We start from the raw sequence: 24,637 nt of genomic DNA on the forward strand, positions 1-24,637 counted from the left end.
GGAGAGCCAGACATGCTGGAAAGGCTGTTTCAACTCAAGGCACACAACACCAACGTGCGGACCGAGATTCTTGCGGGCGTCACGACTTTCCTGGCGATGGCTTACATCCTGTTCGTCAACCCGAGCATCCTCGGCGAAACCGGCATGGACAAGGGCGCCGTGTTCGTCGCCACCTGCCTGGCAGCGGCCATCGGCTCGACGGTCATGGGCCTGATCGCCAACTACCCGATCGCCCTGGCACCGGGCATGGGTTTGAACGCCTTCTTTACCTACACCGTGGTCCTGCACATGGGTCACAGCTGGCAGGTGGCGCTGGGCGCGGTGTTCATTTCAGCGGTGATGTTCTTCATCCTGTCGATCTTCCGGATCCGTGAATGGATCATCAACAGCATTCCCCTGCCCCTGCGCTCGGCGATTGCAGCCGGTATCGGTCTGTTTCTGGCGCTGATCGCCCTGCATAACGCCGGTATCGTGGTCAGCAACCCGGCGACCATGGTCGGCATGGGCGATCTCAAACAGCCAGCCCCGGTACTGGCGACGCTGGGCTTCTTTTTGATCGTGGCCCTGGATTACCTCAAAGTGCGCGGCGCCGTGCTGATCGGCATCCTCGCGGTCACCCTGGTGTCCATCGCCCTGGGCTTCTCGCCGTTTGGCGGTGTGGTGTCGATGCCGCCTTCGCTGGCACCCACGTTCATGCAACTGGACATCATGGGTGCGCTGGACGTCGGTCTGGTCAGCATCATCTTCGCCTTCCTGTTCGTCGATATCTTCGACAACTCCGGCACCCTCATCGGCGTGGCCAAACGCGCCGGGCTGATGGGCAAGGACGGGCACATGCCGAAGATGGGCCGTGCGCTGATCGCCGACAGTACTGCCGCAATGGCCGGCTCCCTGCTGGGCACCTCGACCACCACCAGCTACATCGAGTCGGCTGCAGGCGTGAGTGCGGGTGGCCGCACAGGTCTGACCGCCGTAGTGGTCGCCGTGCTGTTCCTGCTGGCGCTGTTCTTCGCCCCGCTGGCCGGCAGCGTGCCGGCCTTCGCGACCGCACCCGCGCTGCTGTTCGTCGCCGTATTGATGGCGTCCGGCATGGCGGAAATCGACTGGGATGACATCACAGTCGCAGCGCCAGTAGTCATCACTGCCCTGGCCATGCCATTCACCTACTCCATCGCCAACGGCATTGCCTTTGGCTTCATTTCCTGGACCGCGATCAAACTGCTGTCGGGACGCTGGCGCGAGCTGAATTCCGCGCTGGTGATCCTGTCGATCCTGTTCGTGATCAAGCTGGGCTGGTTCAACGCATGAGTGTTCCCTTCGACCCTGCGAGCTACGACCGTCAGCTCGAAGAAAAAACCGTCCGCCTGCGCGAGTTGCTGGCGCCGTTCGATGCACCCGAGCCGCAGGTATTCGACTCGCCACGCGAACACTATCGGCTGCGCGCCGAGTTCCGCCTGTGGCGCGAAGACCAGAAGCGTTACTACGCGATGTTCGCGCCGGGCGACAACAGGACGCCGATCCTGCTCGAAGGCCTGCCGATCGCCAGCGAGCGCATCAACGCGCTGATGCCGGTGCTGCGCGAACGCTGGGAAGCCAGCCCGACGTTGAACCACAAGCTGTTTCAGGTGGACTTTCTGACCACGCTGGCAGGCGACGCGATGATTACCCTGTGTTATCACCGCCCGCTGGACGCCGAATGGCAGGCCGCAGCCGAGCAATTGGCTGCCGAACTGGACGTCAGCCTGATTGGCCGCTCCAAGGGTCAGAAGCTGGTCATCGGTCATGATTACGTGACCGAGAAGCTCGACGTGGCTGGCCGTACGTTCAGCTACCGGCAACCGGAAGGCGCTTTCACCCAGCCCAACGGCACGGTGAACGGCAAGATGCTCAACTGGGCCTTCGACGCGCTGGGCGAGCGGCAGGACGACCTGCTGGAGCTGTATTGCGGCAATGGCAACTTCACCCTGCCGCTGGCCACCCGCGTGCGCAAGGTGCTGGCGACCGAAATCAGCAAGACCTCGGTCAACGCGGCGCTGAGCAACCTCGATGACAACGGCGTGGACAACGTCACGCTGGTGCGCCTGTCAGCCGAAGAACTGACCGAAGCCCTGAATGAAGTGCGCCCGTTCCGTCGTCTGCACGGCGTGGACTTGAAGAGCTACGATTTCGGCAGCGTGTTCGTCGACCCGCCCCGCGCCGGCATGGACCCGGACACCTGCGAACTGACCCGGCGCTTCGAACGCATTCTGTACATTTCCTGCAACCCGGAAACCCTGGCCGCCAACATCGCCCAACTGCACGACACCCACCGGGTCGAGCGCTGCGCGCTGTTCGATCAGTTTCCGTACACCCACCACATGGAATCGGGCGTGCTGCTGGTTCGCCGTTGAAGCTCCCCGGACGCCACTATCGTGCGACGCTCAGCGTCGCATGCCGTTCTGGACGCTCCGCGTCCTATCCTGAACAGGCGGCGCGGCGTAGATCTGTGACGCAGAGCGTCACCCAAGGCATTCCCACGCTGGAGCGTGAGGAACGATAATCTCGACTATCGTGCGGCGCTCTGCGTCGCATGCCGTTCCGGACGCTCCGCGTCCTATCCTGAACAGGCGGCGCGGCGCAGATTCTTTCATACCCGTCACGGCGAAACTGTCAGAATATTTATTAGCTTCCTATCGATACGCTGGGGTATAAACCAAAAACCTGAATCAGCTGCTTCGATGGGATCCTTTTTCTTGAGCTCCGAGTCTTCCGCGCCTTCTGCCCCGGTCAAGTTGTCCAGCCAGCCCGGTTTCGTCAGTTTTATCCTCTCGCGTCTGATGGCGGTGTTTGCCATGCAGATTCAGGCGGTGGTCGTTGCCTGGCAGGTGTATGACATGACCCGCGAGCCGATGGCGCTGGCGTATGTGGGCCTTGCTCAGTTCATTCCCATGTTGCTGCTGTTGATGCCTGCCGGGGATCTGATCGACCGCTACAACCGCAAGATCATCCTGATGCTCAGTTGGGGGGTGCAGGCGATTTGTGGCGTCATTCTGCTGGTGTTCTCGGCGCTGAAGCTGCAAGACCTGCGGCTGATCTACGGCGCGCTGATGCTGTATGGCTGCGCCCGCGCCTTTACCGGTCCGGCGCTGCAAAGCCTGTTGCCGCAGATTGTCCCGCGCGACCAGCTGCCCTCGGCCATCGCCACCAACAGCGTGATCATGCGCTGCTCGACCGTCGGTGGCCCGCTGATCGGTGGCTATCTGTACTGGCTGGGCGGCGCAGAGCTGACGTATTCGGTCTGCGTCGCAGCCTTCATTGCCGGCATCCTGTTTCTGTCCCCCGTGGCAACGCCCTTTGCCGGTAAACCGGTGGAACTGGGCTCCAGCGCCTGGGGCCGGTTCACCGCAGGTATTGCCTTCATTCGCTCGCGGCCAATCATCCTTGGCACCATTTCGCTGGACCTGTTCGCCGTGCTGCTCGGCGGCGTGGTGGCGCTGCTGCCGATCTACGCCCATGAAGTGCTGCACCTCGGACCGCAAGGGCTGGGCATGCTGCGAGCGTCGATGAGCCTGGGAGAACTGGGCGTGGGCATTTACCTGAGCATGCGCCCGCTGCAGCGCAACGTCGGCATGACCATGTTTCTCGCCGTCGGCCTGTTCGGCGTAGCGAATCTGGTGTTTGCACTGTCGACACTGTTCTGGCTGTCATGCCTGGCCCTGCTGATCGCGGGCGCGGCGGACATGGTCAGCGTGTTCATTCGTTCGGCGCTGGTGCAGTTCTCGACGCCGGACAACATGCGCGGCCGGGTCAATGCCGTGAACATGCTGTTTATTGGCTCCTCCAACGAGCTGGGCGAGTTCCGCGCAGGCACCAGTGCCTCGCTGGTCGGCGCAATCCCTGCCGCAATCATGGGTGGCGTCTGCACGCTGGGCGTGGTCGGTGCCTGGATGACGGGCTTCAAATCGTTGCGCCAGGTCGACCGTTTTGCCGACGCCTCGCCGCCGGACGTGCTCAACGCGCAGACCGTAAAACAGGCCTGACAGCGGCGGATTTCAGCAAAACACAGCCACGGTACAGCTTGCGCGAACCAATCAGCCCCGGCGCACCTCTATACCCTCGCATTCTGCACACGACGCTGGCCGGAACACGCCGGACTGGCGTATTCGCGTATCAGCAGCGACACTCATTGCACGAAAAGAAGAGGGATCCGACATGCTCTGGAAAAAAGGCCGACGCAGCGACAACGTAGTCGATGCGAGCGATGGCGGCAGCAGTGGTGGCGGCGGTGGCATGCGCATCGGCGGCAAGGGCCTGGGTCTGGGCGGCATCGTCATCATCGTCGCCATCGGCCTGCTCACCGGTCAGGACCCGATGCAGATTCTCGGGCAACTGACCGGGCAAGTAACCGAGCAAAGCGCTCCACCCAGCGCGCAGACGCGGGAAGCGCCGCCGGCCAACGACCAGCAGGCCGAATTCGTGCGCAGCATCCTTGGCGATACCGAGGACACCTGGCGTGCCGTGTTCGCCCAGAATGGTCGCGAATACAAGGACCCTACGCTGGTGCTGTTCAGCGGCCAAGTGAACTCGGCCTGCGGTCGCGCGACCTCGGCAACCGGTCCGTTCTATTGCCCGGCTGACCAGCAGGTCTATCTGGACATGGACTTCTTCCGTGAAATGGCACAGCGCTTTTCCGCCGCTGGCGACTTCGCTCAGGCTTACGTGATCGCCCACGAAGTCGGGCACCATGTGCAGACGCTGCTGGGCATTTCCGCCAAGGTCGACAAGGCTCGCCAGGCCGGGCAGAAAATGGAAGGTGCCAACGGTTTACTGGTCCGCCAGGAGCTGCAGGCGGACTGCTTTGCCGGTGTTTGGGCGTACAACGCACAAAATCGTTTGAACTGGCTCGAGCCGGGTGATATTGAAGAAGCATTGAACGCGGCCAACGCTATCGGCGATGATCGCTTGCAACAGCAAAGCAGTGGTCGAGTCGCTCCGGACTCCTTCACTCACGGCACGTCTGCACAGCGTGTACGCTGGTTCAAGGCAGGCTTTGCCCAAGGTCAAATCAATCAATGCGATACGTTCGCCGCCAAGAGTCTCTGAGCACATGATTAAACCGCTTCTGGTCCTGTTGTTGAGCACTGCCTTCGTGAGCCTCGGGGCGCATGCCGAGGATCAAGCGGTCAATTCCATCAGCCCGGATCGCCTCGCCATCAATGGCGCTGAGGCGACTCTGGGGTTGAGCCAGGAGTGGGTACACCCCAAACCGAAGATCGAGCGCGTAGTGATCGTCCTGCACGGTCGCCTGCGCAATGCGCAAACCTACCTGCGCAGCATCGAACGTGCGGCCAACCAGTCCAGAGAGCGCAGCAAGACCCTGCTGATCGCCCCGCAATTTCTGGATGAAAAGGATATCGTCGCGCACCACCTGCCGGACTCTATCCTGCGCTGGCGCCAGAACAGCTGGATGGAAGGTGCCACCTCCACCGATCCCAAGCCGGTCAGCTCGTTTCTGGTGCTGGACCACATCCTCAAGCGCCTGAGCGACAGCAAGCTGTTCCCCAACCTGAAGGAAATCGTCATTGCCGGGCACTCCGGTGGTGCCCAGGTGGTCCAGCGCTACGCGATGATCGGCGGCAAGGAAGACGCCTTGCTGCAACGTGAAGGCGTGAAGCTGCGCTACGTGATCGCCAATCCGTCGTCCTACGCTTATTTCGACGCGGAACGACCTGAGCCGGTAACCGCGCAGAGCTGCCCGAACTTCAACGACTGGAAATACGGCCTCAACAAGATGCCGTTCTACTCGGGCAAGGAAAAGCCGGCTGACATCGAGAAGAATTACGTGAAGCGCGACATCACTTACCTGATGGGCGAGCTGGACACCGACCGCAACCACCCGGCGCTGGACAAGACCTGTGCCGCAGAAGCGCAAGGTCCCTACCGCCTGATTCGCGGACAAAACTACTTCAACTATCTGCAGAAGCGTCACCCGGAAGGGCTGAACCAGCGTCTGGTGATCGTGCCGAAAGTCGGCCACAACGGCGACGGGATCTTCACTTCACCGGAAGGTCAGGCGGTGCTGTTCAAGCCGTTTTGAGTGATAGGGATATAACTATCGTCCCCACGCTCCGCGTTCAACGCTACATACAAGTCCGCTTTTGGCCGGAGGCCGTGGGAGCGAACTTGTTCGCGAAAGGGTCAACATAATCGTCGAAAATGCATCGACTGAAATACCGTCTTCGCGAGCAATGCGGATCGCCGCCCCGGTCGCTCCCACAAAGACTTGTGGATAACGGTGAGCGCTCCGCATTGGCACGGTAGGCAGCTCAGATCACCTCAGCATCCCGCGCAGCACTGTGCAATCCTCCGCATGCCAGTCAGTCAGCTCCGGCCAGGGGTTGTCCTTCAGGTTGACCAGAACAGTCTTGGCGCCCGCCGCACGGCCGCAGTTCAGGTCATGCATGTAGTCGCCGATCATGACCATCTGCTTCGGCTCGACACTCCAGCGAGTGGCCAGTTTCAGCAAACCTGCCGGGTCCGGTTTGGGGGTTGCCTCGTCGCGGCCCAGGACATCCTCGACGGCAAAGCAGTCATCCAGGCCGATAGCCTTCAAGGTGATATACGCCAGCTCCTGAGCGTTACGGGTGAGTATGCCCAGTCGATAACCGCGCGCCGATAACTCACGAACCAGCTCGACCGCGCCCTCGGCAGGCTGCGAAGCCAGCGCCAGCTCGCGTTCATGCTCCAGCAGCCAGGCGTGCTTGGCCGCCGATTCCTCAGCAGGCAACGCAGCAAGATGCCCGAGAATGTCATCGTCCTGAGGGATGCCCAATTCACGTTTGATGGCCGGGAAGTCGTGGATAGGGACGGTCAAGGTACCGTCCATGTCGAACACCCAGTGCCGTATACCTTCGAGTGTCATGCCCAATCCTTACGATGGCGGATCAGCCCTTCCTGACTGACCGATGCGACCAGTTGCCCGGCGCGGTTGAAGATACTGCCGCGCGAGAAGCCGCGCGAGTTGCCTGCCCAGGGGCTGTCCATCGCGTAGAGCAGCCAGTCATCGGTGCGCAGGTCGTTGTGAAACCACAGCGAATGGTCAAGGCTGGCAACCTGCATATCGCGCTGCCAGACCGTCTTGCCATGTGGCAGCAGCGACGTAGTCAGCAAGTTGAAGTCGGAGGCATAGGCGAGCATGTAACGATGCAGTGCCTGCACGTCCGGGAGGCTGCCATCGGCGCGGAACCACACGTACTTCACGGGCTCGCCGGGCTTGGGATCGTACGGATCCTCGGAGGTCACCGGACGGAACTGGATCGGTTTGGGACGCAGAAACTTGTCGTGCATCGCTTCAGGGATCAGGTGTGCGCGGCGGGTCAGCAACTCGAGCTCGGACGGCAGGTTTTCCGGACCGACAATCTGCGGCATCGGTGCCTGATGCTCGAAGCCCTCTTCATCGTACTGAAACGACGCGCTGCAAGTGAAGATCGGCTTGCCCTTCTGGATGGCAGTGACGCGGCGCGTGCTGAAACTGCCGCCGTCACGTACGCGATCCACCTGATAGACCACCGGCAAACCGGCATCGCCGGGACGCAGAAAGTAGCCGTGCAGCGAGTGAACATGACGGTCCTCTTCAACCGTCTGACTGGCGGCAGACAGCGACTGACCCAGCACCTGACCACCAAACAACTGGCGAAAGCCCAGATCCTGGCTATGCCCGCGGAACAGGTTTTCTTCAATGGCTTCCAGCGTCAGCAGCTCAACCAGATCATCCAGCACTTGGCTCATTCTCATTCCTCTCATACATCGACTTTGCACTGGTACGGCAACGGCAGTCGCTGCATTTTCCGACAGGCCTCAAGCCCATCCCACTGGAATGGAATGATACAGATTTAAAATGGTTGGCTTAATTCAATCTACACCCTGATCAAGGCTTCAGCGTCTTGAGCCACTGCTCATGACTGATCCGGTACAGCACGTGCGGCTTGAGCGGGTGGCCGTCCTCCAGATTGGGGTGATCGAAGTTGCCGGACTCATCCTGCTGCATACCGATTGCCTGCATGACCTTTTGCGACGGCTGATTATTGACCGCGGTAAACGACACGATCTCCTTCAGCTCCAGGCGTTCGAAACCACAGCCCAGCGCGGTCCAGGCCGCCTCGCTGGCAAAGCCCAGGCCCCAGTGGTCATAAGCCAGCCGCCAACCGATTTCCACAGCGGGCGTAAAAGGTGCCTTGAAACCCACGACATGCAGCCCGGTAAAACCGATGAATTCGCCGGTATCCTTGCGCTCCAGCGCCCAGAACCCGAAGCCCAGCTCGGCAAAATGACCACGCAACCGTCCGATCATGGCAGCACTTTCAAGACGGCTAAGGGGTTGCGGAAAATAGCGCATGACACGAAGGTCCGCACACATGTCGGCGAACGCTGGCAAGTCATCGTCACGCCACTGCCGCATCAGCAGTCGGGCGCTATCAAGCTTGAGTATCGGTTCCATCGATTCCCCCGTGTAAAGAGACATGAGTGGGCGTCAGTGCGGGTATCCACTGCGCCACACAACTGGGCGTGCGGATACTTTACTGGCACTATCGGGCTTCGGCCCTTCAACGGACGCAAAATGTCCCTACCGCTTATCTACCACGAAGACTACAGCCCGGATTTCCCGGCGGATCATCGCTTCCCGATGGACAAGTTTCGTTTGTTGCGCGATTACTTGATCGACAGCGGCCTGACCAGTGACGTTCAATTAATGCGTCCCGAGTTGTGCCCGGCGGACATTCTGGCGCTGGCTCACGATCCTTCCTACATTAACCGCTACCTTGACGGCGATCTGTCGCGCGAAGACCAGCGACGTCTCGGGCTGCCGTGGAGCGAGGCTCTGGCACGCCGAACCATCCGTGCGGTGGGCGGCTCACTGCTGACTGTCGAGCAGGCTCTCAAGCATGGTCTGGCCTGCCATCTGGCGGGCGGCACGCACCATGCGCACTATGACTACCCGGCGGGTTTCTGCATTTTCAATGACCTGGCGGTGATCAGTCAGTTCCTGCTGCAAAGCGGCCGCGTGGACAAGGTGCTGATCTTCGACTGCGATGTGCATCAGGGTGACGGCACGGCGCGCATTCTGGCTGATACCGAGGACGCCATTACCGTCTCGCTGCACTGCGAAAAGAACTTCCCGGCACGCAAGGCGCAGAGCGACTGGGACATCCCGCTGCCGATGGGCATGGGCGACGCCGATTACCTCAACGTGGTCGACGACCTGCTCAACTACCTGCTGCCGTTCTACAAGCCGGACCTGGTGCTGTATGACGCAGGGGTCGATGTCCACAAGGATGATGCGCTGGGTTATCTGCAGCTCACCGATCAGGGGCTGGCCAATCGCGACGAAGCGGTGCTGCGTCATTGTCTGGGCCGCGACATTCCGGTCATGGGCGTGATTGGCGGTGGCTACAGCAAGGACCGCCGGGCACTGGCAAGACGCCACGGGATTCTCCACCACAGTGCACAACGGGTCTGGAACGACATGGGCTTGTGACCCTGCTCGGTACTTCGCTTGAGTCGCAGGCCATGACGTGCGCCACACCTTGAAAGAGCGCTCGGGTAGAATGCCCCACCCCTCTGCTATCGATATTTCGCTGACCATGACCGACCTCGCCCCCTCCGCTGCCCGAACCGTCGCCATCATCGGAGGCGGCCCTGCAGGGTTGATGGCAGCAGAAGTATTGAGCCAGGCCGGGCTGAAGGTCGATCTGTACGACGCCATGCCGTCGGTTGGGCGCAAGTTTCTGCTCGCCGGGGTGGGCGGTATGAATATCACCCACTCCGAGCCCTACCCGGCGTTTCTGGCACGCTATGCCGAACGTTCGCCGATGATCGCACCGCTGTTGCGCGGCTTTGACGCTGATGCCCTGTGCCAGTGGATTCATGCGCTGGGTATCGAGACCTTTGTCGGCAGCTCGGGGCGCGTGTTTCCCACAGACATGAAAGCCGCCCCCCTGCTACGCGCCTGGCTCAAGCGGCTGCGTGATGCGGGCGTCACGATTCACACGCGGCATCGCTGGTTAGGCTGGAAGGCTGATGGCAGCCTGCGCATCACTCATGCTGACGATGAACTGGCAATCAAACCTGCAGCCACGTTGCTGGCGCTGGGCGGTGCCAGTTGGGCGCGGCTGGGGTCTGACGGGGCCTGGCTGCCATGGCTGCAAGCACAGCAGGTCGAGGTTGCGCCTTTGCAGGCCGCCAACTGTGGTTTCGAGGTGAACGCCTGGAGCGACCTGCTGCGCGACAAGTTTGCCGGTGCGCCGCTGAAGAATATTGCGATGGGCCTGCATGGCCAGGCTCTGCGCCTGGGCGAATGCGTGCTGACTGCGACGGGTGTCGAAGGCAGCCTGGTGTATGCGCTGTCGGCGCAGATTCGTGAACAAATCAACCTGCACGGCTCAGCGGTTGTGGATATCGATCTGCTGCCCGGCAAAACGCTGTCGGACATTCACAAAGCCCTGAACAAACCGCGCGGCTCGCGCTCGATGTCCAAGCATTTGCACAGCCAATTGGGGCTGGACGGCGCGAAGGCAACGCTGCTGCGCGAGCTTGCGCCTCGTGAAGCGTTTGCCGATCCGCTGTTGCTGAGCGAGGCGATCAAGGCGTTGCCACTGCCCCTGATCAAACCACGCCCCATCGATGAGGCCATCAGCACCGCAGGGGGCGTCACCTTCGAGGCCATGGACGAACGTCTGATGCTCAGGCAATTGCCAGGCGTATTCTGCGCCGGTGAAATGCTCGACTGGGAAGCGCCAACCGGCGGCTACCTGCTGACCGCCTGCTTCACCAGCGGCCGCGCTGCCGGGCTGGGGATGGTGGAGTGGCTGAACTCACAGTGATTCCTGTGCATATGCTCTGCGCTCAGCGTTATACATAAATCCTTCTGTGGGAGCGAGCTTGCTCACGAAGACGATGGTCCTGCCGCCCTACTTCCAAAGTCTGTCATGGCCTCTTAGGGAGCAAGCAAAGCGTCGCCCGGTTCGCTCTCACATGTGTATATCAAGGCTTCTTCTTGCGCGGGCCGGTGTTGAAGACCGGGACTTTACGTACCGGTTTGACCACCGGCGCAGGCTCGGACTCGCCGCTGTCGACCCATTTGCCCAGGTTGCGCTTGCTGCCCGACACTTTGGGTTTTTTCGGTTTCTTGGGCTTTTTCAGGATCTGGCCGCTGGCATCCGTACTCGGCACGCGATGCTCCGGTTCGAAGTCCTGCTCTTCCTTACGCTCCAGGGTCTGGCGGGTCAGCACTTCGATGGCTGACAGCAACTCGACCTCATCGGCACACACCAGCGAAATCGCCTCGCCCGTCAGCCCCGCACGGCCGGTGCGGCCAATACGGTGAATGTAATCCTCGGCCACGATCGGCAGGTCCAGGTTGACCACAGTCGGCAGGTCATCGATGTCCAGACCGCGCGCCGCCACGTCGGTGGCCACCAGAATCTTCACTTCGTTGCTCTTGAAGCGGTCCAGCGCACGCTGGCGGGTGGCCTGCGGCTTGTCGCCGTGAATACCGTCGGCGTTCATGCCCAGCGCCTGCAAGCGATCCACCAGTTGATCGACGCCAACCCGGGTCTTGGCGAACACCAGCACCTGACCCCAGCGATGTTTCTTCATCAGATGGATGAACAGATCCGCCTTGCGTTTCTTGTCGACGGTCACGACCCACTGCTTGACCGAAGACGCCGCGACGTTGCGCGGGCTGACTTCGATGGTCAGCGGGTCATTGAGCATCTGCGCGGCCAGCAGACGAATCTCGTCGGAGAACGTCGCAGAGAACAGCAGGGTCTGGCGCTGCTTGGGCAGCACGGCATAGATACCGCGCAATTCCTCGGCAAAGCCCAGGTCGAGCATACGGTCAGCTTCATCGAGGATCAGCGTCTGCAACTGGGAGAACTTGACCGCGTTCTGACGATGCAGATCGAGCAAGCGACCGGGGGTCGCGACCAGCACGTCCACGCCCCTGCGCAGCTTCATCATCTGCGGGTTGATGCTCACGCCGCCGTAAGCCGCGTAGGTGGTCAGCGGCAGGTGCTCGGCGTACTGACGAATACTTTCGTGAACCTGATCGGCCAGCTCACGGGTCGGCGCCAGCACCAGCGCGCGAATTGAGTTGGGAGCGACTTTCGGGCCTTCCATGGTCAGCCGTTGCAGCAGCGGCAGAGCAAAACCTGCGGTCTTGCCGGTGCCGGTCTGCGCAGCTGCCATCAGATCGCGGCCCGCCAGTACCGGAGGAATTGCCTGGGTCTGTACAGGCGTCGGAGTCTGGTAACCGAGCGCTTCGAGGGCGCGCAGCAAGGGTTCGATCAGGCCGAGAGAGGCGAATGTCATGGTAATACCGTAGGAAAGATTCAACGCAAGGCGCGCAGTTTAACCTGTCCGGCGCGCCTCGGTTAGCTTGTGCGTGTCGATACGACCTCTTGCGGCGGCGACCTGCGCCATTGCGGCAGGCCAATCAGCACGACGGCGCTGATGATCACCACCATGGCCATGCACTCTTCGACACCGATCGTTTCGCCAGCGAACACCACGCCGAGCATCACTGCCACGGCCGGGTTGACGTAGGCGTAGCTGGTCGCCGCAGCCGGGCGCACGTTCTTGAGCAAGTACATATAAGCGCTGAACGCGACGATAGAGCCGAACACCACCAGATACAGCAGCGCACCCCAGCCCGCCGCCGTCGGCATATGCGCCAGACGCTCGCCACTCAAGGCACTGCCGATCAGCAGCGTCGCTCCCGCCGTGATCATTTCCGCCGCACTGGCCATCGGGCCTTTCGGCAACGGCAGGTGCTTGCTCAGCACCGAACCGAACGCCCAGGCTGCGGCGGCAAAGATCACCACGGCGGCGCCATAAGGGCTGGCCTGCAAATTGGAGCCGAGGTTTAGCAGGCCGATGCCGATCAGGCCCAGCACGATGCCCGCCCACTCAAGGTTAGTGGTGCGATTGCCCCAGAACAGGCCGAACAGCAGGGTAAACAGCGGCATGGTCGCCACCGCCAGTGCTGCAACGCCTGATGCAACGCCAGCGTGTTCAGCCAGGGTCACACCGCCGTTACCGCAGGCCAGCAGCAGGAAGCCGATCACGAACGCGGCTTTCCACTCGCGCCAGGTCGGCGCGGGCACGCCGCGAAACCGCAGAAAGCCATACATCAGGCAGCCGGCAATCAGAAAGCGCACACCCGCCATCATCAACGGTGGCCATGACTCCACACCAATGCGGATCACCAGATAGGTAGAACCCCAGATCAGGTACAAGGCCAGAAAGGCACCGATGAGCAAAGGTGAAACACGAACGGACTGAGGCATGGCAAGGCCCTGGGATCATTGTTATGGTTGACCTATTGTATGAAGGCCTAAGGCAGATATTAAGCAGGCAAACCTGTTTAAACCGCGCTGAAACTTACGATTCAATGCTTGTAAGACCTGCTTTCCTTTTATTTTAAAATTGCCCACCGCACGGTACGAGGCACGCCATGACCCTGGATAAATACGATCGGATTCTGCTCGATGAGCTGCTGAAAAATGGCCGGGCGTCTTTTGCGCAGTTGGCGAAGCTGGTCAATCTGTCCGCGCCCGCCGTCGCGGAAAGGGTCGCCAAGCTGGAAGCCAGCGGGGTAATTACCGGTTACGAGGCCAAGGTTGACCTGTCGAAAGTCGGCTTGCCGATTCAGTGCCTGATCGAGTTGCGCATGGGCAGTCACGGCAATCAGCAGGCGTATAAGGAACTGTGGAAAGTCCCCGAACTGATCCAGTGCTACCGGGTGACGGGCGACCCATGTGTGATCATGCGCGCGGCGGTCGATTCGATGCCGCACCTGGAAGACCTGATCAACCGGATCGCCAAGTTTGGCTTTAGCAAGACATCAATCGTGCTGTCGACAGCCGTGGAACGCAGCCTGCCGGCCGATTACTTGATCAGCAATGGCAAGCAGGAGCACTGACAGGTCAGATGCCGCGCTGACGCTTCAGCGTTTCGTTGATCTTCGCGGCGGGGACTTTCTGCAGTGAGCACAGCATCTGGTGAGAAATGGCAGAGATGCCGTGGGTCTGGCGCAATTCGTTGGTCAGGTGCACGGTCAGATTGGCCGCCATTTCCGCATCGGCCATCGCCCGGTGAGCCTTGCCGGTGTCGGGCAGGCGCGCATAGCGGGTCAACGTGCCGAGCTTGTGGTTCGGTGCGCCAGGCATCAGACGTCGGGCCAGCAGCAGTGAACAGGCAAAGCTCTGTTCGCGCGTGCGCTGGATACGTGACAGCTCGTAATCCCAGAACTTCTGGTCGAACGAGGCGTTGTGCGCCACCAGCGGTGTCGAGCCGACGAAATCCGCCACATCGCCCATCACCCGCTCGGCGCTGGGGGCGGTACGAATCATGTTGTTGCTGATGCCGGTCAACCCTTCGATGAACGCAGGAATACGCACGCCGGCATTCATCAAGCTCTGAAAACGCTCGACGATACGCCCCTGCTCCATGATCACCACCGCAATCTCGGTCGCCCGGCAGCTATGGCCTGGGGAGATACCGGTGGTTTCGAAGTCGATGACTGCAATACGTTCCAACACTGGCCTGGCCCTGTAAATTCATTTCAACAACAACGCGCCTTCGATCGGCACGTAACGGCTGGCGGCGCGGATCAACGAATTCGCGGTCAGCCCCGGTACGCCGTAGGCGACCGCCTCGACCCCATGCTTGCTGATCACGCGTTCGAGCAACATGTCGAAATCGCCATCACCCGACGCCAGCACGATTTCGTCCACTTGCGGCGCGAAATCCATAATATCGATGGTGATGCCGACATCCCAGTCCCCTTTGGCCGAACCGTCGCTGCGCTGGATGTACGGCTTGAGCCTGACCGTGAACCCCAGATTGCGCAGGATCTGCTGGAACTGCTGTTGCTTGCTGTCGCCACGATCAATGGCATACGCAAACGCGTGAACGATCTCGCCGCGCTTGCTGATATCCGCCCACAAGGCGGCGTAATTGAAATGACAGCCATGCGCCTGGCGCACGGTGTAATACAGGTTCTGCACGTCGGCGAACACCGCGATCTTCTTCACCGCAATTCCTCATGGCGGGCAACATGCCCACGGGTTACAGCGATCCGGAACGTGAATCGGCGCCCAGTATGCCAGTTTGAGGAAGGAATTGAGGGATGGATCGGTATCGGCCGCTGCGAGGCCCGCGCGGCATGGCACAGATTATCGTTCCCACGCTCCAGCGCTCATCGTTATACACAAGTCTGCTCTTGATTCTGGCCGCAGGCCGTGGGAGCGAGCTTGCTCGCGAAGAGGCCGGTACCCCCTGAAAATGGAGCATCTGTACCATCGTATTCGTGAGCAACGCGGATCGCCGCCCCCGACCTGCGGGCAGAAGCCCGAAAGTCACGCTTTTCGGGCTCTTGGAGATTTGTGCATAACGATGCGCGCTGGAACGTGACGAACGACCGTCACGTCCTCAAACGAACGAATCATCGTCTGAGAACATGTCACCACCATCGTCGAAACTGTCGTCAGCCGTGTACTGCTGATCCGGCTGTCCCCAACCGCCCTGATCATTGAACGAGCCGGTGTCCTGAGCCTGTGGCGCGTCGTGAATGACTTCGACGATCTCCTGCGGCTGGCTGTGGTGGCTGAACATGCTGCTGATGCCCTCTGCCAGCAGCACACCGCCCGCTACACCGGCCGCGGTCTTCAGCGCCCCGCCAAGAAAGCCGCTGCCGGCAGCCGGAGCAGGCGCGGCATAACCGCCCTGTGGCGCTGCGGGCGCAGGTGCAGGATTGAAACCACCACCATCACGCCAGCCGCCACTGGAAGGCTGGCTCGGTTGCGGCTGCGAGGCGCGCGGTGCGCTGCTGCCAAAGATACTCGACAAAAACCCGCCACTCGCTGGCGCGGACGAGGACTGCCCCCTGGCCTGCTGAAGCTCGGCCTGCAACTGCTGAATCTGCTCATCACGCTGTTTTACCTGCTGATTGAGCTGATTGACGGCTGCCTCCTGCACCAGAATCGCCTGCGTCATGTAGTACGGCGCAGCGGGCTGGCGGGTCAGATGCTCCTTGATACGCGCCTCGGCCGCAGCATCTCGCGGGGCGGATGCCGTTTCAGCGTCTTTCAGTTTCGAGAAAAGACCGTCAATCAGGGTTTGCTCTTCGCTGTTCATGACCACCTCACTGAGTTGCCACTGGAATTCTTCCCTGCCGCAATGGCAGGACCATGTGCAGAAAATGGGGCCTCATCGACGCGCTTCAATGACATGAAGAAAAAGATAACAAGCCGTGCGCCGAAAACCACTGCGCTTGGTTAGACAGGGGCCATGGGCTAAAGTGTGCGCCTGCTTTTAGCCTGCGATCTATCTCCATGAACCCGTTGAACATCATCCAGGATTCGCTTTATTTCTTTCGGCGTAATCTGGGCAGCATCGCGCTGCTGTGCCTGCCTGTCGTGATCCTTGAAGTGCTGGCCAAACAAGCGCTGGGCAGCGCCATGTCCGCCGACACTTCGCCTGCCTATGCATTGGTGATCGGGCTGTTCTTCTACCCTGTCTATACAGCCGCGCTGATCCTGTTTCTCGACGCACGCAGCCGTGGCGAGGACGTACACACCCGCGATGTACTGGCCATGGCGGTGCGCTTGTGGCCGACCTTCGCCGTGCTGTCGGCCATGAGCACCCTGCTGATCATGTTCGGCCTCTCACTGTTTGTGGTACCCGGCATCTGGGTGATGATCAAACTGGCGTTCAGCGAATACCTGCTGGTTCTGCGCAAACTCACGCCGTTCATGGCCATGCGCGAAAGCATGCAGATGACCACCGGACACTTCACGCGCATTCTGGTGTGCGTGCTGAGCGTCTACATTCCCTTGTGGCTGCTCGAGGGCGCCAGCCTATACCTGTTTCCGGAGCCGCAAAGCGCAGCGGTTTCCGTGATCACCGACAGCATCGGCAGCTTCCTGCAACTGTTCACCACCATCGTGACGTTCCGCCTGTTCATGCTGATCAGCGAACCCGCACACCGCGCCTGAAGCAAAGGCTGACGTCAGGCGCGTCGATTCGGTATGCTCAATGCCGAATCCCTCACTGAGCGCCAGGCGCTCCAAGTCGAGCCGATGCCCCGTTTACTGCTACGTCTGACCCTGTACGGCTTGCTGCTGGTCGCCGTATTGCTGTTGCTGGTTTTCCAACTGGCCTGGCGCCCTCCAGCCCGTGAATTACTCACGGCGAGCTGCAACCCAGCGGTCGAAGCACCGAAACTGGTGCCGGGGCAAGCGCTGAAAGTCATGACCTGGAACATCCAGTACCTGGCGGGTAAACGCTATGTGTTCTGGTACGACATGGCCGACGGCAGCGGCCCGGACGAACGCCCGACCCATGAAGACCTTGCCTACAATCTGGATGAAGTGGCGCGGGTCATCCGTGACGAACAGCCCGACATCGTGCTGCTGCAAGGCGTCGACGATGGCGCCAAGAACTCCGACTATCAGGATCAGCTGGCGCTGATCAAGGAGCGTGTGGCGGACCTCTACCCGTGCAGCACGCAGGCGTTCTACTGGAAGGCAGAGTTCGTACCCAACCCGCATATCTGGGGCAGCGTCGGCAGAAAACTCGCGACCCTCAGCCGCTTCCACATCGACAGCGCCGAACGTCTACAACTGCCGGTGCCCGACGCCAACATCATCAGCCGTCAGTTCCAGCCAAAAGATGCCTTGCTGGTCAGCTACCTGCCCTTGCGTGACGGCGGCAAACTGGCCGTCATCAACACCAGCCTGACCACCGCCAGACACGCCGGCGACACCGCACAAAAACAGGTCGCGGCCACTGAAACGCAGCTGGACAAGCTGGAAAGCGGCGGCACGCCCTGGCTGATCGGCGGCGACTTCAACCTGCTGCCGCTGGGCCAATACCAGCGCCTCCCCGAGCAGCAACGCCTTGGTTACGCCGCCGACAGCGAACTGCACGAGCTGTGGGAAAAATACCCGATGATCCCCGACAACGCCGAATCCAGCGGCATCGACCGCAGCAAATGGCTGACGCGCTTCCCCAACGACAGCCGCATCAACGGGCCGGACCGGACGGTGGATTACCTGTTTTACAGCCCGAGTTTGAAGCGAGTGAGTGCGAGGGTGCGCAGGGATGACACGTTGTTGATCTCTGATCACTTGCCGGTGATCGGGCGGTTTTTGTTGCCGGTTTTGCCTTGAGGGAGCGAGCAGCATTCAGGTTTCAATACTCTGGCTGGCCACCAAACTTTCGAATAGCGCCCTCACAGCCGACAGTGTCAAAACAGTTTGAACCGTTTCTGAGCGCGTTCGCCTAATGATTAGCCTGTGCATACTTCCATGGGCGACGTGCCAATACCGGCATACACCAAAGGGTGATCAACGTGGCTAAAGACGACAAGAAAAGCAAAGACGAAGCCTCAAAAGCCAGCAAGGATCTGAAAGACAAGAAAGCATCACCGGCAAAGAAATCTGAAGCGGCCTCGACGCTTTCCAAGTCTTCCGAAAAGAAAGACAAGAAAAAAGACGCCGAGCCAAAGAAAGCTGCCAAAAAAGCGGATAGCAAGCCAGAAAAGGCCAAGAAATCAGAAAAGGCTGAAAAGCCGGCTAAAAAGAAAAAGTGACATCTGCTACCTGCCAGGGCTTTGCGCCCTGGCGTTCTCTGGGTATCTGAATATCCAACATTTGATCAGGTGTTCCACACCCGGCACTTTGAACAGCAAGAGTTCGATGCTAAAGCACCGACCAGATTGGCATTCAAGCCTTCACATCACCCACCATCGTATCGAGGGCCTCCTCGAACTTCGATAGTTCTATTTCTAGCCCAGCTCCGTAAACAGCTGTGCCGCGCGCGCAGTCGATAGCGACGGCTATTCCGGTCCCGGTGAGCCCTCCGGGGTATTTGCGTAGTTTCAGCTCGACTCTTGTCGCATCCAGCCAGATTGCTCGATCCGCTGTCCAGAGGCTGCTTTTAAAAGAAAAGACACAACAGTTTTGCTGTGTATCGATGATGACGGGCGGAAAAACCCAATGTGAATTGCCCGCTTCCCACGGTGTTGCCTCGACCCGATAGCGGCCGTCAGGTGACAGGGCGAGGGTTTCGATGCCTTCGACGTACATATAACCAACCTCATGAAGCGGCATGCTTGCTTGAGCAATTGACGAACAAACATGCAGTTTTCAGGACTCACGCTTGATCCGAAGCCGATGACAGTCTGCTGAAGTCAACACCTTACCGGTTTTCGAGCGAACCAGGAGAGTGTCCACAGGCTGCGACGATTCGTTATCCAGCAGTATCGAATGAGTATCGCCCTTGCTGAACAGAAAGCGTTCGCCCCACTGGCGCATGCTTACTACAACAGGAAATACGGCGTGCCCCATCTCGGTAAGCACGTACTCCTTGTAAGCACTGCCATCCGACGCTGGCTGCACATCAAACACTCCTAGCTCGACCAGCAGCTTGAGCCTTGCAGCAAGTATGTTCCTGGCCAGCCCGAGGTTTTTCTGGAACTCGCTGAAACGGCGAACGTCGTCAAAGGCCTCTCGGAGGATCATCAATACCCAGCGATCTCCAATAGCCTCGAGCGCGCGAGCCACCGGACATTCGCTTTGTGCCATCAACTTCTGTCTGGCCATGTATCTCCGACGTCAGGCGCCAAATAGTGTGCAGAAGACATTGTGTCGAGTAAATGCGAACCCACAACAGTAGTTGCAAATTAAAACCAGCGCTGCTAAAAATCAATACCTGGTTTCAATTAGAAACTATATCAAGGACGAATGATGATGCTTCTACTCGTTGGGCAGCGGCAGCGGCGTCGGCGCCCTTGCATGCAAGGTAGGCGACCGCATTGAGTGGCACTATTACCCGCAGCTGGATCACTCGGGTGCTGTGAACGGCTCTCTTCCGGACTCCACGCAATTCGTCGAGAAGGCATTTTCGGGGAGGCTTTTGGCGGGGAATTGTGGGCCAATGCCCAAGCGCTGATACTGTTTGCGAGCAACTGCAGCGACCAATGCCCTGGAGCATGACGCCGATATCGCCAAGGTGCAGATGTGGCTGGGGCACGCGAACATCAGTACCACCCGCCTCTACGACCGGCGCGGCCAACGGCCTGAGGATTCACCGACATTCAAAGTGAAGTACTGAGCCTGGCCGTCACTTACAGATTTCAGGAAGCCCCGTACCACGGGGCCTGAGTGGCTTGATCAATCAAAATAAGGCCGCTGACCATCACCAAGAACTTTGCGGATTACGGTGACACTCAAATCGTGATTCATCTGTTGTTGAAGCGCTGGAATCAGTGTATCAACCAGTTTCATTGCTTTCTCGTACATATCTTCTGATGAAAGATCATCGCACTCATACACTCGTCCAATGATGGCAAACGCCAGATTCTTGCAGCCTTCACCTTTGTAGCCCCAGCTATAGCCGCCTTCATATTGAAACAGATCACGCCGGGTCGGCAGCAATTCAGCTTGGCCCGCTGGTGATGAGCGCCACAGTGCTACACCTGCGCCTTCGACAACTCGCAACAAAATGTGTGCTGGATCTTGCGTTGGCTTGGTTGGATTGACCTTAACCTTGCTGAAGTCGTAGTCATCAAGGGTCATTCGTTTTTCATCGTTCACAATCAAATCCTCATTGTCTCTACTTTGCGGGAAGCACAGAAACCAATTCGACGTACTTGTATTTCTTGCGTGCGATCTTCATCGCTTCCACTTCAGCCTGAAGGTGGCTGAGCGTGTCGGCTTCGTGCGTAATCAATTCCATTGCTCCTTCAAACTCGTTACCCACGCTCAACGTAACTATAAGCTTTGGCACGAAATTCCTGGTGCCGTTCCTCTTGGCAGCGGTTTGGACTGCAGGTGGTAGGGCGTGTTGGACCACTGAGCCAATGCCGGACCCACCTGAGCCAAACAATGCCCGGCGCATGTCTTCTTCGGTCATGTTCATTCATCATTCCTTGTACAAATCCCAACGTATTCTGGTCGTTTTTTCCCTAGGATCAATTCATTTTCGATAAACTTTGTTCGTCACTGACCGTCAATTTTTAGAGGCAGGTATGCAAACCGATAGACACTTTCCAAAAAATCCTCCTACCGTTGGTACAGTTTTGCTGACTTCCTATGACTCATTCGCGCATCAAAACGAGATACCTAAATCTCGTGCTGCCGACGCGTTAAGAATGGGCAAAAAGCTCGCCGATGGCTTTGATGATGAGGCGCATCATTTAGGCGCTCTGATGCTGATGATTTCTGACGTTCCAGCAGATCCGCTGCTGAAAGCATCTGCTGCTCAGAAAGGTTCTGTGCTAGGACTTGCTTCGCTTGGCTACCTGTTATCCTATGGATCAACTGGTGAAAAAGCTAAGCGCATCATCGAAGCAGGTGGTGGTGTTTTTCTCATCAGACTGAGTGGTGATATTGAAAACCCTAAAGCAGATACCAAGGTTTTTTGCTCCTGGTCTGAGTACCAGAAATTCCTTGAACCCATTTTGAAGACCGGTGACTTTTATCCAGGAAAAACCTCGTCGTTTTCCTAATGTAACTCCCTGCTCGATCTCAGGGCGCGAAAAGCTCCCTCTCCTAGTGGCTAAGCCCGCGCAGTCATGGGCTTGGTGGTGCAACGACTATTCATAGATATTCCTTCAACGTAACGCGCTCACCATCCGGCATTATCGCTTCAATCTTTGTTTCGACAGGAGCTTGTTTATCGTAAGCAGCTTTTTCGCGTTTGATAGCTTCCACCCTGCGTTCGATCATTGTCGGATACCCGCAAGTGGCCAAGTGCAAAAAAGCCACTGGCGCAAAAATATAAATCAAAGCCCTAATCGGTCCCATTGGTCGCGCACGTTTGATCACTTCAAGCTCCTTGTCTGCCACTGCCAAAGCAAATTAGCGAATGACGCAAACGCGAATCAGCAGCTTGGCCACGGCAGCGACCATCGTCCGCGCATCCTCAATCTTCCGCCAAGCGCGGTCGTGGTCTTCTTGCGGAGCATCAACGGCCAACGCTTGCTGCTCGGCTTCGGCGGCCTCCAGCTTGGCCACCTCTGCCTTGAACTGGGCGATGCGCGCCGCCGACGTCATCCCGGCCGGGTCGCGTTCAAACTGAGTTTCGGTCTGCTTGGTCATGGGGCATTTTCCTAGTAAATTACTGCGCCTGGCGAACGCGTTCGCAGACGACACCCAGCAAAAGCTGGCCGTGCAGCGTGTAAGTTGCCGAGACGCTAGAGCGCTCCGCTTCATCCGCAGCGTTCAGGCCACCATTTATCAGAGCTTTCGCGTCAAGAGCCTTCCAGCGTTCCAAGGCCTGCTCAATGCGCGCTAAGTCTGCGGCGAGGTCGGCCAAGTCAATCAACAAGGGAGCTTTCACGGTCATTGGCACTTTTCCTTCACGATTGACTGGAATCACCGGACTGAACAGTTACTAAAGGATGGTTATCATTGGCGTGCTCAGCCAATTCCAGCAGATCTGTCCACTCAGAATCGCTAACAGCCTCGAGCTCTCTAGCTGTAGCGGCCTGCAATCGAAATAGCCTCGACCTGCAATCATCGCATTTTTCGACCGGGATTAATTGCGTCTATCCGAGCCAGCAGACCGAGATTATTTGCGAATGAACCTGCATTCATCTGATTCGACCTGCAATCGACCGTCATGAACCGGAATTGACTGCGAGTGAGCGCACGCCGTTTCTGTCTCATTCGAGTACGCCTAAATAGGCCACCATCATGACGACTCTCAATGTCGCGCGGATCTACCTGCGTGTCAGTACCGAAGACCAGGACTTGCAGCGCCAAGAAGCAATCATTGGCAATCGCAGAGAAGGTCGACCGAATCAGCCGTCATTGCTCCCCAGCCCCCTGTTCACTACGCATAAACCGGTATCAAAGACTTACGAGCGCACAGGCAGAATATGTATTTCTGGGACCGGAAATCTACTCGAATAGGCTTGAATTATATCTCGCATGTTCTCCTCAACGGTACCTGTGTCAGCTTTAAAACTGTATTCTCCATGATTCGGATCAAATACATGTAATTTGTTACCAGTACAGTGCGTGGCAATCGCATGGTTATCTCCGTTCATCCTCACGATAACAAGAACATGGGACGAATTGGGATCTCGCAGCGTATTTGCCATGCTTCCCATAGCTTGTTCTTCATCGCTCATAATATCAAGAATGCGAGCATTACTGAGACGCAATGAATAATCTCGGAAGGTGGGAGAGAATAATATTTCGTACGGAGTACGAGGATTATTTATTTCATGATTACGGTACGTCTGCTGACGCTCAGCAACTTGTTCCAGGGTCGCTCTATGTCGCATATGATCGATACGTGCTTCGGCCGGTTGTGAGTGATGGCGGACGCGGTCCAATCACGCTGCGGTTAACACAACGCAGGCCGCTCGTTGATCGCCGACTCTTGCCAGCTCATCTGCTTGCTTGAAAGGTATCTCTTTGATGCGTGAAGCTGTGGAGCTGGAGCAACCCCCTATAGTTGCTTGAGTAGTATGTTCGACCGCTGGCTGCAAAGTGTTTGATACTCTCACGCGCGTATCCCCTGAAAAGTAGAAACACTGAGTGGTCGAGACCTTCTATCAGTTCCGCTGAAAAGGCATGGCAGCTCAAAGCCGCCAGTTTTACCCAGAGGGTCAGTTCTAGGTTGGCGTTAGGTGTAGCGGCTTGCAATCGAAAACAGCCGTGCTCGCAATCAGCCAATTTTCAAGCTTAGATTAACTGCGACCGACAGAGCCGTCGGGCTCTGATTAATTGCGAGCGAGCTTGCATTCAGCCGCATCGGCTTGCATTCCATCGTCTCCGACTCACATTAAGTGCAACTGACCGGTCTTCGGCCTGAATCAAATTGGCAGCCCTGCGGCCAGCATATTGTCACGCAGTTCAGCGGCTCGGGCCGGATCGAGTGCGTTACTGAACAGCGCCTTGATCTCGGTGGGTCTGGCGTCGAACTGCTCAACCAAATCTTTGATGCGGTAGCCATGGCGCGTCAGGGTTGGTTCCAGATCATCCAGTTGTCGCGACAGCACAGATTCCACCAACTCCGCTGAGACAGGTTTTTCTCCGGTCAGGTAACCGGCCTCCAAGGCCAGGCTGATGTACAGTTGGATTTGCAGCGGTGTGCGCAACTTGGTGGCGAGCAGGTCGATGGCGTCTTCGGTCAGAATCGATTCAGCGTCAACCCTGCCCTCCGTGCAGGTCTCCAGCAGCCAATGGATGTACTCACGCTGACTGCCAGCGATGCCGTCGAGTGAAAAGATCTCGGTGCGGCAGCCAATTTCCTCCATCGTCGGCCGGCGCAGATCGTTGCGCAGTTTGGGATGTCCGGCCATTACCACCGACAACCGACCGTCGCCATCCTCGACCAGCTCCATCAAGCGCTTAAGCCCGGTCAGCGATAGGACTTAATATTACTAGCATCATATAAGTTACTTTAACTAAATCAGCGCGAATCGGAACTATCGCAAAATTCTCTTGTCTGATTTTCCTACAAAGATTATGCACTGAGGACAGTCTAGCCAACCAATCACTTTACAGGGCGCTTTCATCGAGTCTACAGAGCTTCATCCCATAATTCGGGGCGCTTTCGCAAAACGGAAATGTCGCCC

At 58.5% G+C, this 24,637-nt stretch carries 29 protein-coding genes and 3 pseudogenes; 15 read left to right on the plus strand and 17 right to left on the minus strand.

Annotated elements, in window-relative coordinates:
* The first annotated feature begins 12 nt into the window (after positions 1-12).
* The 5 genes from PCPL58_RS23645 to PCPL58_RS23665 all read left to right on the plus strand — a co-directional run bounded on the left by PCPL58_RS23645 (position 13) and on the right by PCPL58_RS23665 (position 6,076).
* Positions 13-1,308, plus strand: a complete 1,296-nt coding sequence (locus tag PCPL58_RS23645) for an NCS2 family permease (RefSeq protein WP_003396212.1) — start codon at positions 13-15, stop codon at positions 1,306-1,308.
* A complete protein-coding gene (gene trmA / locus PCPL58_RS23650) occupies positions 1,305-2,390 on the plus strand; it encodes a tRNA (uridine(54)-C5)-methyltransferase TrmA (RefSeq protein ID WP_003399943.1) in 1,086 nt (361 codons plus the stop codon). The genes PCPL58_RS23645 and trmA overlap by 4 nt, the downstream gene beginning before the upstream one ends.
* A 342-nt stretch (positions 2,391-2,732) precedes the next feature.
* The gene (locus tag PCPL58_RS23655; RefSeq protein WP_032609214.1) at positions 2,733-4,019 is read left to right on the plus strand and encodes an MFS transporter; all 1,287 of its coding nucleotides are present in this window, start codon (positions 2,733-2,735) and stop codon (positions 4,017-4,019) included.
* A 172-nt stretch (positions 4,020-4,191) separates the two neighbouring features.
* Positions 4,192-5,082 (plus strand): KPN_02809 family neutral zinc metallopeptidase, encoded by an 891-nt coding sequence (gene ypfJ, locus PCPL58_RS23660; RefSeq protein ID WP_065350572.1) that lies wholly within the window; start codon positions 4,192-4,194, stop codon positions 5,080-5,082.
* Positions 5,083-5,086: 4 nt separating this feature from the next.
* Positions 5,087-6,076 carry a hypothetical protein gene (locus PCPL58_RS23665; protein ID WP_003368723.1) on the plus strand — a complete coding sequence of 330 codons (990 nt, stop codon included), beginning with the start codon at positions 5,087-5,089 and terminating at the stop codon, positions 6,074-6,076.
* A gap of 234 nt (positions 6,077-6,310) precedes the next feature.
* On the opposite strand, the gene PCPL58_RS23670 is transcribed toward PCPL58_RS23665, so the two are convergent.
* The 3 genes from PCPL58_RS23670 to PCPL58_RS23680 form a co-directional block, all read right to left on the minus strand.
* A complete protein-coding gene (locus PCPL58_RS23670; RefSeq protein ID WP_003431646.1) occupies positions 6,311-6,901 on the minus strand; it encodes an HAD family hydrolase in 591 nt (196 codons plus the stop codon).
* Positions 6,898-7,767 (minus strand): acyl-CoA thioesterase II, encoded by an 870-nt coding sequence (tesB, locus tag PCPL58_RS23675; protein WP_003368725.1) that lies wholly within the window; start codon positions 7,765-7,767, stop codon positions 6,898-6,900. Before tesB ends, PCPL58_RS23670 begins: the two co-directional genes overlap by 4 nt.
* Before the next feature lie 139 nt (positions 7,768-7,906).
* Positions 7,907-8,476 carry a GNAT family N-acetyltransferase gene (locus tag PCPL58_RS23680; RefSeq protein ID WP_003368726.1) on the minus strand — a complete coding sequence of 190 codons (570 nt, stop codon included), beginning with the start codon at positions 8,474-8,476 and terminating at the stop codon, positions 7,907-7,909.
* Positions 8,477-8,596: 120 nt separating this feature from the next.
* On the opposite strand from PCPL58_RS23680, the gene PCPL58_RS23685 reads away from it, so the two are divergent.
* A complete protein-coding gene (locus PCPL58_RS23685) occupies positions 8,597-9,514 on the plus strand; it encodes a histone deacetylase family protein (RefSeq protein WP_065350573.1) in 918 nt (305 codons plus the stop codon).
* Positions 9,515-9,620: 106 nt separating this feature from the next.
* Positions 9,621-10,859, plus strand: a complete 1,239-nt coding sequence (locus PCPL58_RS23690) for a TIGR03862 family flavoprotein (protein ID WP_197676938.1) — start codon at positions 9,621-9,623, stop codon at positions 10,857-10,859.
* Between the two features lie 160 nt (positions 10,860-11,019).
* On the opposite strand, the gene PCPL58_RS23695 is transcribed toward PCPL58_RS23690, so the two are convergent.
* Together PCPL58_RS23695 and yedA are read right to left on the minus strand one after the other, a co-directional pair.
* Complete coding sequence (locus PCPL58_RS23695; RefSeq protein WP_003368731.1) at positions 11,020-12,348, minus strand: DEAD/DEAH box helicase; 1,329 nt, start codon at positions 12,346-12,348, stop codon at positions 11,020-11,022.
* A gap of 62 nt (positions 12,349-12,410) precedes the next feature.
* Positions 12,411-13,325, minus strand: coding sequence for a drug/metabolite exporter YedA (yedA, locus tag PCPL58_RS23700; protein ID WP_044309420.1), 915 nt, complete (start codon positions 13,323-13,325; stop codon positions 12,411-12,413).
* Between the two features lie 167 nt (positions 13,326-13,492).
* Between yedA and PCPL58_RS23705 the strand changes: the two genes are divergently transcribed.
* The gene (locus tag PCPL58_RS23705; protein WP_003368733.1) at positions 13,493-13,960 is read left to right on the plus strand and encodes an Lrp/AsnC family transcriptional regulator; all 468 of its coding nucleotides are present in this window, start codon (positions 13,493-13,495) and stop codon (positions 13,958-13,960) included.
* 4 nt (positions 13,961-13,964) lie between these two features.
* Here PCPL58_RS23705 and PCPL58_RS23710 read toward each other — a convergent pair whose 3' ends face one another.
* From PCPL58_RS23710 to PCPL58_RS23720, 3 genes are all read right to left on the minus strand, one after another.
* Positions 13,965-14,576 (minus strand): 3'-5' exonuclease, encoded by a 612-nt coding sequence (locus PCPL58_RS23710; protein ID WP_054082176.1) that lies wholly within the window; start codon positions 14,574-14,576, stop codon positions 13,965-13,967.
* 21 nt (positions 14,577-14,597) lie between these two features.
* The gene (locus PCPL58_RS23715; protein WP_003313837.1) at positions 14,598-15,074 is read right to left on the minus strand and encodes an NYN domain-containing protein; all 477 of its coding nucleotides are present in this window, start codon (positions 15,072-15,074) and stop codon (positions 14,598-14,600) included.
* A gap of 397 nt (positions 15,075-15,471) precedes the next feature.
* Positions 15,472-16,176, minus strand: coding sequence for a DUF2076 domain-containing protein (locus PCPL58_RS23720; RefSeq protein WP_044309419.1), 705 nt, complete (start codon positions 16,174-16,176; stop codon positions 15,472-15,474).
* Between the two features lie 197 nt (positions 16,177-16,373).
* Here PCPL58_RS23720 and PCPL58_RS23725 point away from each other — a divergent pair, with 197 nt between their 5' ends.
* From PCPL58_RS23725 to PCPL58_RS23735, 3 genes are all read left to right on the plus strand, one after another.
* The gene (locus PCPL58_RS23725) at positions 16,374-17,036 is read left to right on the plus strand and encodes a YciC family protein (protein WP_003368738.1); all 663 of its coding nucleotides are present in this window, start codon (positions 16,374-16,376) and stop codon (positions 17,034-17,036) included.
* A gap of 33 nt (positions 17,037-17,069) precedes the next feature.
* Positions 17,070-18,212 carry an endonuclease/exonuclease/phosphatase family protein gene (locus PCPL58_RS23730; protein WP_065350575.1) on the plus strand — a complete coding sequence of 381 codons (1,143 nt, stop codon included), beginning with the start codon at positions 17,070-17,072 and terminating at the stop codon, positions 18,210-18,212.
* Positions 18,213-18,385: 173 nt separating this feature from the next.
* Entirely contained in the window at positions 18,386-18,634 is a 249-nt protein-coding gene (locus PCPL58_RS23735; protein ID WP_065350576.1) for a hypothetical protein, read from the plus strand.
* A 133-nt stretch (positions 18,635-18,767) separates the two neighbouring features.
* Here PCPL58_RS23735 and PCPL58_RS23740 read toward each other — a convergent pair whose 3' ends face one another.
* Positions 18,768-19,130 carry a hypothetical protein gene (locus PCPL58_RS23740; protein WP_065350577.1) on the minus strand — a complete coding sequence of 121 codons (363 nt, stop codon included), beginning with the start codon at positions 19,128-19,130 and terminating at the stop codon, positions 18,768-18,770.
* Positions 19,131-19,190: 60 nt separating this feature from the next.
* Positions 19,191-19,646 carry a winged helix-turn-helix transcriptional regulator gene (locus tag PCPL58_RS23745; protein ID WP_065350578.1) on the minus strand — a complete coding sequence of 152 codons (456 nt, stop codon included), beginning with the start codon at positions 19,644-19,646 and terminating at the stop codon, positions 19,191-19,193.
* Positions 19,647-19,836: 190 nt separating this feature from the next.
* Here PCPL58_RS23745 and PCPL58_RS31600 point away from each other — a divergent pair.
* Positions 19,837-19,995 (plus strand): annotated as a pseudogene (locus PCPL58_RS31600) (alpha/beta hydrolase); the annotation flags it as partial.
* A 6-nt stretch (positions 19,996-20,001) separates the two neighbouring features.
* Positions 20,002-20,157: pseudogene (locus PCPL58_RS30125) on the plus strand (tyrosine-type recombinase/integrase); the annotation flags it as partial.
* Between the two features lie 59 nt (positions 20,158-20,216).
* Here PCPL58_RS30125 and PCPL58_RS23750 read toward each other — a convergent pair.
* Together PCPL58_RS23750 and PCPL58_RS23755 are read right to left on the minus strand one after the other, a co-directional pair.
* A complete protein-coding gene (locus PCPL58_RS23750) occupies positions 20,217-20,639 on the minus strand; it encodes a DUF6166 domain-containing protein (RefSeq protein ID WP_199520794.1) in 423 nt (140 codons plus the stop codon).
* Positions 20,640-20,658: 19 nt separating this feature from the next.
* Positions 20,659-20,964: a hypothetical protein gene (locus PCPL58_RS23755; protein WP_083188476.1), complete on the minus strand. Its 306-nt coding sequence runs from the start codon at positions 20,962-20,964 to the stop codon at positions 20,659-20,661.
* A gap of 109 nt (positions 20,965-21,073) precedes the next feature.
* Here PCPL58_RS23755 and PCPL58_RS23760 point away from each other — a divergent pair, with 109 nt between their 5' ends.
* The gene (locus PCPL58_RS23760; protein ID WP_065350579.1) at positions 21,074-21,553 is read left to right on the plus strand and encodes a hypothetical protein; all 480 of its coding nucleotides are present in this window, start codon (positions 21,074-21,076) and stop codon (positions 21,551-21,553) included.
* Positions 21,554-21,644: 91 nt separating this feature from the next.
* Here PCPL58_RS23760 and PCPL58_RS23765 read toward each other — a convergent pair whose 3' ends face one another.
* Genes PCPL58_RS23765 through PCPL58_RS23775 form a run of 3 tightly spaced genes read right to left on the minus strand, consistent with a single transcriptional unit; the run spans position 21,645 to position 22,392 of the window.
* Positions 21,645-21,872, minus strand: coding sequence for a hypothetical protein (locus PCPL58_RS23765; RefSeq protein ID WP_065350580.1), 228 nt, complete (start codon positions 21,870-21,872; stop codon positions 21,645-21,647).
* 33 nt (positions 21,873-21,905) lie between these two features.
* Positions 21,906-22,145, minus strand: a complete 240-nt coding sequence (locus PCPL58_RS23770) for a hypothetical protein (protein WP_065350581.1) — start codon at positions 22,143-22,145, stop codon at positions 21,906-21,908.
* 19 nt (positions 22,146-22,164) lie between these two features.
* Positions 22,165-22,392 carry a hypothetical protein gene (locus tag PCPL58_RS23775; protein WP_065350582.1) on the minus strand — a complete coding sequence of 76 codons (228 nt, stop codon included), beginning with the start codon at positions 22,390-22,392 and terminating at the stop codon, positions 22,165-22,167.
* Positions 22,393-22,742: 350 nt separating this feature from the next.
* On the opposite strand from PCPL58_RS23775, the pseudogene PCPL58_RS32200 reads away from it, so the two are divergent.
* Positions 22,743-22,835 (plus strand): annotated as a pseudogene (locus PCPL58_RS32200) (recombinase family protein); the annotation flags it as partial.
* A 71-nt stretch (positions 22,836-22,906) separates the two neighbouring features.
* On the opposite strand, the gene PCPL58_RS32450 reads toward PCPL58_RS32200, so the two are convergent.
* Positions 22,907-23,338 carry a YopT-type cysteine protease domain-containing protein gene (locus tag PCPL58_RS32450; RefSeq protein ID WP_331716587.1) on the minus strand — a complete coding sequence of 144 codons (432 nt, stop codon included), beginning with the start codon at positions 23,336-23,338 and terminating at the stop codon, positions 22,907-22,909.
* Positions 23,339-23,872: 534 nt separating this feature from the next.
* Positions 23,873-24,406 carry a hypothetical protein gene (locus PCPL58_RS32210; RefSeq protein WP_232002853.1) on the minus strand — a complete coding sequence of 178 codons (534 nt, stop codon included), beginning with the start codon at positions 24,404-24,406 and terminating at the stop codon, positions 23,873-23,875.
* Positions 24,407-24,637: the final 231 nt, after the last annotated feature.

Origin of the sequence: Pseudomonas cerasi, from assembly GCF_900074915.1 — a bacterium.
In the GTDB taxonomy this organism is placed as follows: Bacteria; Pseudomonadota; Gammaproteobacteria; order Pseudomonadales; family Pseudomonadaceae; genus Aquipseudomonas; species Aquipseudomonas cerasi.

What these genes read in the sequence shown, in the direction of transcription:
- trmA (WP_003399943.1), top strand. Translation starts at nt 1,305, where the DNA reads ATGAGTGTTCCCTTCGACCCTGCGAGCTACGACCGTCAGCTCGAAGAA.
- PCPL58_RS23775 (WP_065350582.1), bottom strand. Translation starts at nt 22,392, where the DNA reads ATGACCGTGAAAGCTCCCTTGTTGATTGACTTGGCCGACCTCGCCGCA.
- PCPL58_RS23720 (WP_044309419.1), bottom strand. Translation starts at nt 16,176, where the DNA reads ATGAACAGCGAAGAGCAAACCCTGATTGACGGTCTTTTCTCGAAACTG.
- PCPL58_RS23690 (WP_197676938.1), top strand. Translation starts at nt 9,621, where the DNA reads ATGACCGACCTCGCCCCCTCCGCTGCCCGAACCGTCGCCATCATCGGA.
- PCPL58_RS23745 (WP_065350578.1), bottom strand. Translation starts at nt 19,646, where the DNA reads ATGGCCAGACAGAAGTTGATGGCACAAAGCGAATGTCCGGTGGCTCGC.
- PCPL58_RS23685 (WP_065350573.1), top strand. Translation starts at nt 8,597, where the DNA reads ATGTCCCTACCGCTTATCTACCACGAAGACTACAGCCCGGATTTCCCG.
- PCPL58_RS23725 (WP_003368738.1), top strand. Translation starts at nt 16,374, where the DNA reads ATGAACCCGTTGAACATCATCCAGGATTCGCTTTATTTCTTTCGGCGT.
- PCPL58_RS23665 (WP_003368723.1), top strand. Translation starts at nt 5,087, where the DNA reads ATGATTAAACCGCTTCTGGTCCTGTTGTTGAGCACTGCCTTCGTGAGC.
- PCPL58_RS23740 (WP_065350577.1), bottom strand. Translation starts at nt 19,130, where the DNA reads ATGTACGTCGAAGGCATCGAAACCCTCGCCCTGTCACCTGACGGCCGC.
- yedA (WP_044309420.1), bottom strand. Translation starts at nt 13,325, where the DNA reads ATGCCTCAGTCCGTTCGTGTTTCACCTTTGCTCATCGGTGCCTTTCTG.
- PCPL58_RS23645 (WP_003396212.1), top strand. Translation starts at nt 13, where the DNA reads ATGCTGGAAAGGCTGTTTCAACTCAAGGCACACAACACCAACGTGCGG.
- PCPL58_RS23730 (WP_065350575.1), top strand. Translation starts at nt 17,070, where the DNA reads ATGCTCAATGCCGAATCCCTCACTGAGCGCCAGGCGCTCCAAGTCGAG.
- PCPL58_RS23705 (WP_003368733.1), top strand. Translation starts at nt 13,493, where the DNA reads ATGACCCTGGATAAATACGATCGGATTCTGCTCGATGAGCTGCTGAAA.
- ypfJ (WP_065350572.1), top strand. Translation starts at nt 4,192, where the DNA reads ATGCTCTGGAAAAAAGGCCGACGCAGCGACAACGTAGTCGATGCGAGC.
- PCPL58_RS23670 (WP_003431646.1), bottom strand. Translation starts at nt 6,901, where the DNA reads ATGACACTCGAAGGTATACGGCACTGGGTGTTCGACATGGACGGTACC.
- PCPL58_RS23680 (WP_003368726.1), bottom strand. Translation starts at nt 8,476, where the DNA reads ATGGAACCGATACTCAAGCTTGATAGCGCCCGACTGCTGATGCGGCAG.
- tesB (WP_003368725.1), bottom strand. Translation starts at nt 7,767, where the DNA reads ATGAGCCAAGTGCTGGATGATCTGGTTGAGCTGCTGACGCTGGAAGCC.
- PCPL58_RS23760 (WP_065350579.1), top strand. Translation starts at nt 21,074, where the DNA reads ATGCAAACCGATAGACACTTTCCAAAAAATCCTCCTACCGTTGGTACA.
- PCPL58_RS32450 (WP_331716587.1), bottom strand. Translation starts at nt 23,338, where the DNA reads ATGCGACATAGAGCGACCCTGGAACAAGTTGCTGAGCGTCAGCAGACG.
- PCPL58_RS23770 (WP_065350581.1), bottom strand. Translation starts at nt 22,145, where the DNA reads ATGACCAAGCAGACCGAAACTCAGTTTGAACGCGACCCGGCCGGGATG.
- PCPL58_RS23695 (WP_003368731.1), bottom strand. Translation starts at nt 12,348, where the DNA reads ATGACATTCGCCTCTCTCGGCCTGATCGAACCCTTGCTGCGCGCCCTC.
- PCPL58_RS23755 (WP_083188476.1), bottom strand. Translation starts at nt 20,964, where the DNA reads ATGAACATGACCGAAGAAGACATGCGCCGGGCATTGTTTGGCTCAGGT.